General features: G+C 59.8%; 5 protein-coding genes. 4 read left to right on the top strand and 1 reads right to left on the bottom strand.

Going from position 1 to position 6,489, the window contains the following annotated elements; all coding sequences use genetic code 11:
- Nucleotides 1–92: 92 nt before the first annotated feature.
- Nucleotides 93–596 (bottom strand): TetR/AcrR family transcriptional regulator, encoded by a 504-nt coding sequence (locus CRO48_RS31180; protein ID WP_097143511.1) that lies wholly within the window; start codon nucleotides 594–596, stop codon nucleotides 93–95.
- Between the two features lie 227 nt (nucleotides 597–823).
- On the opposite strand from CRO48_RS31180, the gene gltS reads away from it, so the two are divergent.
- From gltS to rbbA, 4 genes are all read left to right on the top strand, one after another.
- Entirely contained in the window at nucleotides 824–2,020 is a 1,197-nt protein-coding gene (gene gltS, locus CRO48_RS31175; RefSeq protein ID WP_097143510.1) for a sodium/glutamate symporter, read from the top strand.
- Between the two features lie 314 nt (nucleotides 2,021–2,334).
- Complete coding sequence (locus tag CRO48_RS31980) at nucleotides 2,335–2,595, top strand: hypothetical protein (protein ID WP_141402165.1); 261 nt, start codon at nucleotides 2,335–2,337, stop codon at nucleotides 2,593–2,595.
- 238 nt (nucleotides 2,596–2,833) lie between these two features.
- Complete coding sequence (locus tag CRO48_RS31170) at nucleotides 2,834–3,901, top strand: HlyD family secretion protein (RefSeq protein ID WP_097143512.1); 1,068 nt, start codon at nucleotides 2,834–2,836, stop codon at nucleotides 3,899–3,901.
- Nucleotides 3,898–6,489, top strand: a 2,592-nt coding sequence (rbbA, locus tag CRO48_RS31165; RefSeq protein ID WP_097143509.1) for a ribosome-associated ATPase/putative transporter RbbA, incomplete at its 3' end; no start/stop codon positions are given. The genes CRO48_RS31170 and rbbA, both read left to right, overlap by 4 nt.

Raw genomic sequence — 6,489 nt, 5'->3', positions numbered from 1 at the left:
GCTCCGCACCGCAACCCGCCGCTACCGCCGCAAATACAGCAACCAAAAACCGCTGGAGCGAACTTAAAACTGGATAAAACTTGGGGGCAAGGTCAATCTTTCAACAGGGTTTCGGCCTTGATCACGTCCTTGAGAATACCGACCCCCGCCAGAAACGCGGCGACCAGTGCAGCGCGCCTCTTTGGCACCATCGTCAGCTTGCTGACGAGCGGAGCGATGAAATCTTCTTCAAGGAATTCGTTGAGCACGCGGGAGGCTGCCGGACTACCGAAAGACTGCACAACGATATCCAGTGCTCCGATCTCGTTGACGCCTTTTCGCGACAGGACGTGCTTGGCTAGAACGGAGGACAGACTTTCTCCTTCCTCAGTGAAAAGCAGGTCGGGTTTGCCACTCGCCTTGACCGCTTCGTAGAAGAGCTTTTCCTTGGAGCCGAAGGAACGGTGAACATAGGCCATATCCACCCCGACGTCGGCTGCAATATCGCGGAGGCCCGTATGGTCATAGGAGTGGGTCGAAAAGCGCAGAATGGCAGCCTTCAGAATGCGGTCGCGGGTCGTATCGTTGGCGTCCGGACGGATGACTCGATTGGGCATACTTTCTCCTCAATGCCTATTGACCTGCTGTCAAGTTTAACGCCATAAAGGGCGACCGTCAACGAATGATGACTAAGATTTATCATAGTATATAAAGCGATTAACTCCGGCGGGCGGCCACGCGCGGCAAGAGTTCCTCAGTAGATCGCCAATCGCGCCAAGCCGTCTGGCGACGCTGTCCTTGAATTCGGGGGAGGTAGCGGAGCAGGCGGGAAGTTCGGTGAATAATGCAAGTCGATGCCTTCCTTTCCTTCACGATCGCAGTGATCCTTCTTCTCTCTGGCAAGATCGCCACCATGAACGCCGGTATCCTGCGCCGCTATTCGATCCCCGAGCCGGTTGTCGGCGGGCTGCTGTGTGCGGCGGTCGTCGCGCTCGTTTTTGCCCTCACGGGCGACAAGATTGTCTTCGAGCTCGGCATGCGGGATTTTCTTCTGCTGCTCTTCTTTGCCGGCATCGGCCTCAAAGCCGATGTCCGCAGCCTTTTAGCTGGAGGCCGATCGCTGGCGATCCTTCTCGCGCTTGCCATCGTTTTCATGCTGATCCAGAATTTCGCAGGTCTCTCGCTTGCGTCTCTATTCGGACTTGAGCCGAAAGCCGGTCTCATGGTCGGGTCGATCTCGCTAACGGGGGGTGTCGGGACTACGCTCGCCTGGGCTCCCATCTTCACCGACAGGCTAGGGATCGCTAACGCGCTGGAACTCGGCGTGGCAGCCAACACCGTGGGACTCATCTCCGCCTGCGTCGTCGGCGGTCCGATCGCGGCGTTCCTGATGAGGCGCCATCGCATCGCGGGTACCAATAACGTCGAACTCGACGTCGGCGCGCCGTTCGATCGGCCACAGACCAAACTGGACTATTTCTCTGTCCTTTGGGCCATTCTGGCGCTGAACATCTCGCTGATGCTCGGTTTCGGCATCGATAAGCTGATCGCGCTGACCGGACTGACTGTGCCGACCTTCGTCAGTTGTCTGGCCGCTGGCATCCTGATCCGAAACCTTATGCCGATGGCTGTGGGCTCAACGGTGCGGCGACTCTGGCCCGGAGTCGAGGATGGACTGGCGCTTGTCTCCGATCTCGCGCTTGGCCTCTTCCTGACGATGGCTCTGATGGGGCTGCAACTTTGGCAGCTCGACGGTGTCTTTGTCTTCATTGCCTGCGCCCTGGCGCTTCAGGTCGTTCTGACGGTGGTCTACATCGTGACGATCGTCTTTCGGCTCATGGGGCGCGACTATGAGGCGGTCGTCATATGTGCCGGATTTGGCGGCATCACACTGGGGTCGACGGCGACAGCGATCGCCAACCTGACGGCGGTCACACAGCAACATGGAGCCGCGCACCGGGCATTCATCATTGTCCCGCTTGTCTGCGGCTTTTTCATCGACATCGTGAACGCACTCGTCATCTCGGCTTTCGTCGGCTGATCACGCGCGCGAATTGTCATCGGTTGGTTCGACGGGGTGAAATGTCCGATCACGCCGAGACCGTCTGCCGTAGCGAACCGCGAGCACTCAGGGCGAAAGGGTTGCCTTCACCAGACAGAGTATCATCAAACGATGGCAAGGGCATCATCACCTGTTGACAATGCAGTCAACAGGTGATGATATAATACAATTCAACGTGTCCGTTTCGATACGCATGCTTGTTGGTAGATTTTATGTAACCAACAATGAAGTGAGGGGCAATGAAAACCAGCAAGGCCAGAAGGTTACGGAATAGGTCGACACGCAACGTCAGAATGACTTCATTCTATTTGATGAAACCATTCTCATCGTCTTTGGTCGGCTTTTATTCTGGAAGATATAGAGGAAGCCTTAAGGCGACATTGCGCCTCGTCCCAGAGCAAGCGACCTGCCTTCGCAAACTGTCGACGATCGATCAGCCTGCCGAGATGCTTGCTGCTCGCGGCAGCAACATCCGCGAGTTTATGACGGGTTGGATGGACGAGGGAAGGCACATGTCCGAACAGGGCATGGCCAATCTCTCGCCCGTCGCATGACCCCAAGCACGTAGCGATCGATCGGTGCGCGGTGCCCTGTGTGCACAGCCTTCGGTAGGGACACGTTACACACCAAGCACAAGGCTGGGACCGGTCGTGAACATGGATCGGCCGCGGCACATGTCAATCAACATATGGTAGGTTTTATGGCGAATACTCAATCCCGACATTCGAACGCGACAACCAAAAAATCTCAAGGGCTTTCCCTCAGTGACAAAAAAACTGGGTGGATGCAGTCGTGAAGGCCGCTAAAAATTGGATTTTGGCCGTTCTCGGCGTCGTGGTTCTCGCTGGCGGTTACTATGGCTGGCGGATGTATGACGGTACAGGCCTCCCGGCCGGGATTGTCGGCGGCAACGGTCGTATCGAGGCAACCGAAATCGACGTCTCCGCCAAGACGGCCGGGCGGATCAAGGAAATCCTCGTTGATGAAGGAAGTCTCGTCGCTGCCGGACAGGTGTTGGCGCGCATGGACACCCAGCAACTGGAGGCTCAGCGGAAGCAGGCTGAAGCCGCTCGTCAACGCGCCGTGATCAGTGTGGAAACGGCGAGGAGCCTGCTCGCCCAAAGGGAGGCGGAAAAGGAATCCGCAGCTGCGGTGATCGCTCAACGCGAGGCTGAACAGGATGCCGCGGAACGAAAACTTGCCCGGACCGAGCAACTGATCAAGACGAACGTGACCTCCCAGCAAACGCTCGACGACGACCGCGCGGCGGCACAGAGGACGCGCGCGGCCACTGCTGCAGCCCAGGCTTCACTGTCCGCCTCCGATGCGGCGATTGGTGCTGCGAAGGCCCAGATTGTCGATGCCGAGGCTGCCGTCATCGCTGCAGATGCGGCGATTGAAAGTATCGTGGCCGATATCGACGACAGCACGCTCAGATCGCCACGCGATGGGCGTGTGCAGTATCGCGTCGCGCAGCCCGGAGAGGTTCTGTCCTCCGGCGGGCGTGTTCTCAATCTCGTCGATCTTAGCGACGTCTACATGACGTTCTTTCTGCCGACCGCCGAAGCCGGCCGGATTCCGATCGGTTCGGAGGTTCGTCTTGTCCTCGATGCCGCGCCGCAATTCGTGATCCCGGCCAGCGTGAGCTTTGTGGCCGATGTCGCCCAGTTCACACCGAAGACGGTGGAGACAGAGGAAGAACGGCAGAAGCTGATGTTCCGGATCAAGGCGAAGATCAGGCCGGAGTTGCTTCGCGAGCATATCCAGCAGGTCAAGACCGGGCTTCCAGGTATGGCCTATGTCCGGATCGACCCCAAAGCGAAGTGGCCTGAGCAACTCACGAAAGCGCTCGTGCAATGACCGAGGAAACGCCGCGAAAGACGGAGGACAAGACGCAGACTGCGCCGGTCGCGAAGCTGGCGAAAGTCGGCCTGTCCTATGGTAAAATCAGGGCGCTCGACAACGTGAGCCTTGATATCCCGTCGGGCATCATGGTTGGCCTCGTCGGCCCGGACGGTGTCGGCAAGTCGAGCCTGCTTAGCCTCGTCGCCGGCGCCCGTACGGTTCAGGGCGGCCGGATCGAAGTGCTTGGCGGCGACATTGCCGACGCGAGGCACCGCAACCGCACCTGCCCGCGGATCGCCTACATGCCGCAGGGCCTTGGCAAGAACCTTTACCCCACGCTTTCGGTATTCGAAAACATCGATTTCTTCGGGCGCCTGTTCGGCCAGGACCGGGAAGAAAGGCAGCGTCGTATCACCGACCTGCTGGAGCGAACGGGACTTGCTCCTTTCCCGGACCGCCCGGCCGGAAAACTTTCCGGCGGCATGAAACAGAAGGTCGGCCTCTGCTGCGCGCTGATCCACGATCCGGATCTCCTCATTCTCGACGAACCGACCACCGGTGTCGATCCGCTGTCGCGTCGGCAATTCTGGGAACTGATCGACGACATCCGGCGCGAGCGTCCGGGAATGAGCGTGATCGTCGCGACTGCCTATATGGAAGAAGCCGCGCGCTTCGACTGGCTCGTCGCTATGGACGCCGGCCGCGTGCTTGCAACCGGAACGCCTGCCGAATTGCTGTCCCGCACCGGGGCCGCCAATCTCGACGCCGCCTTCGTCGCCCTCCTTCCGGAAGAAAAGCGGCAGGGCCATCACGAGGTCGTCATACCGCCCCGACCCGATAGAGGGGAGGCGGAGTTCGCGATCGAAGCCGAGCACCTGACGATGCGCTTCGGCGATTTCACGGCGGTCGACGATGTCAGCTTCCAGATCCCGCGCGGCGAGATTTTCGGCTTCCTCGGCTCGAACGGCTGCGGCAAGACAACCACGATGAAGATGCTGACCGGTCTCCTGCCGGCAAGTGAGGGAACCGCGAAACTGTTCGGACATGAGGTCGATCCGAACGATATCGAGGTCCGGCGAAAGGTTGGCTACATGAGCCAGGCCTTCTCGCTCTACACCGAGCTGACGGTTCGTCAGAACCTCGATCTCCACGCGCGTCTCTTCAATCTGCCGCTCGAAAAGATCCCGGCGCGCATCGCCGACATGGCCGCACGCTTCGACCTCACCGAGATCATGGATGCGTTGCCCGACGCGCTGCCGCTCGGCATCCGGCAAAGATTGTCGCTCGCCGTGGCAATGATCCACGCCCCGGACATCCTGATCCTCGACGAGCCGACTTCCGGTGTTGATCCAGTCGCGCGCGACGGCTTCTGGCAGATTCTGTCCGACCTGTCGCGCAATGACGGGGTGACGATCTTCGTTTCGACGCACTTCATGAACGAAGCAGAGCTGTGCGACCGCATCTCGCTGATGCATGCCGGCAAGGTTCTCGTCAGCGACGAGCCTCGTGCCATAGTGGAAAAGCGGGGCGCGGCGACGCTTGAAGAAGCCTTTATTTCTTATCTTGAAGAAGCAATTGGCGAACAGGCTTCACCTGCGCGAGCACCCCAGGCGCAGCGTGAGGAGGAGGAGGCGGATGGGGCGGCGCCGCCCCGAGCCCCATCTGCCCACTCTGCCTTCAATCTGCGCCGCATGCTGGCCTATACGCAGCGCGAGGCGCTCGAGTTGCGCCGCGATCCGATCCGCGCAATGCTTGCCGTTCTCGGCAGCGTCATCCTCATGTTCGTCATCGGCTACGGCATCAACTTGGATGTCGAGAACCTGTCCTTTGCCGTGCTCGATCGCGACGATACCACAGTCAGTCGCGACTACACGCTCCAGATCGCCGGTTCCCGCTACTTCACCGAAAAGGCGCCGATCACCGACTACAACGACCTAGACCGGCGCATGAGCAATGGCGAGCTCAGCCTGGCGCTGGAGATTCCGCCTGGGTTCGGACGCGATGTCTCGCGTGGCACAAAAGTCGAGATCGGCGCCTGGATCGATGGGGCTTCGCCATCGCGCGCCGAGACCGTCCAGGGCTACGTGCAGGGCATGCATCAGACCTGGCTGACCCAGAAGGCGCGCGAACTCTACGGCGACGCGGCGACGATCGGCCAATTCCAGATCGCGCTCAGATATCGCTACAATCCGGGCGTCGACAGTCTGATCGCCATGGTGCCGGCTGTCATTCCACTGCTCCTGATGCTGATCCCGTCCATGCTCGCGGTCCTGAGCGTCGTCCGCGAAAAGGAGCTCGGCTCAATCGTCAATTTCTACGTGACGCCGGTGACGCGCTTCGAGTTCATCATCGGCAAGCAACTGCCCTACATCGCGCTCGCCATGCTGAACTTCGCCATGCTGACGGCGTTTGCGGTGTTCGTGTTCGGGGTGCCGCTGACCGGGAGCTTTCTCACGCTCGCCCTGGCGGCCTTCCTCTACGTCATCATCGCGACCGGAATCGGACTTCTGATTTCGAGCTTCATCAGCAGCCAGGTCGCCGCCATCTTCGGCACGGCCCTCATCACCATAATCCCGGCCGTCCAATATTCGGGGATCATCGAC

Source organism: Rhizobium subbaraonis (assembly GCF_900220975.1).
Taxonomy (GTDB): domain Bacteria; phylum Pseudomonadota; class Alphaproteobacteria; order Rhizobiales; family Rhizobiaceae; genus Mycoplana; species Mycoplana subbaraonis.
The sequence above is the reverse complement of the archived record's forward strand: the minus strand, read 5'-3'. Positions and strand labels throughout refer to the sequence as shown.

Bases quoted from the DNA above. Each gene is read 5' to 3' on its own strand.
- CRO48_RS31980 (WP_141402165.1), top strand. From the start codon at position 2,335: ATGACTTCATTCTATTTGATGAAACCATTCTCATCGTCTTTGGTCGGC.
- gltS (WP_097143510.1), top strand. From the start codon at position 824: ATGCAAGTCGATGCCTTCCTTTCCTTCACGATCGCAGTGATCCTTCTT.
- CRO48_RS31180 (WP_097143511.1), bottom strand. From the start codon at position 596: ATGCCCAATCGAGTCATCCGTCCGGACGCCAACGATACGACCCGCGAC.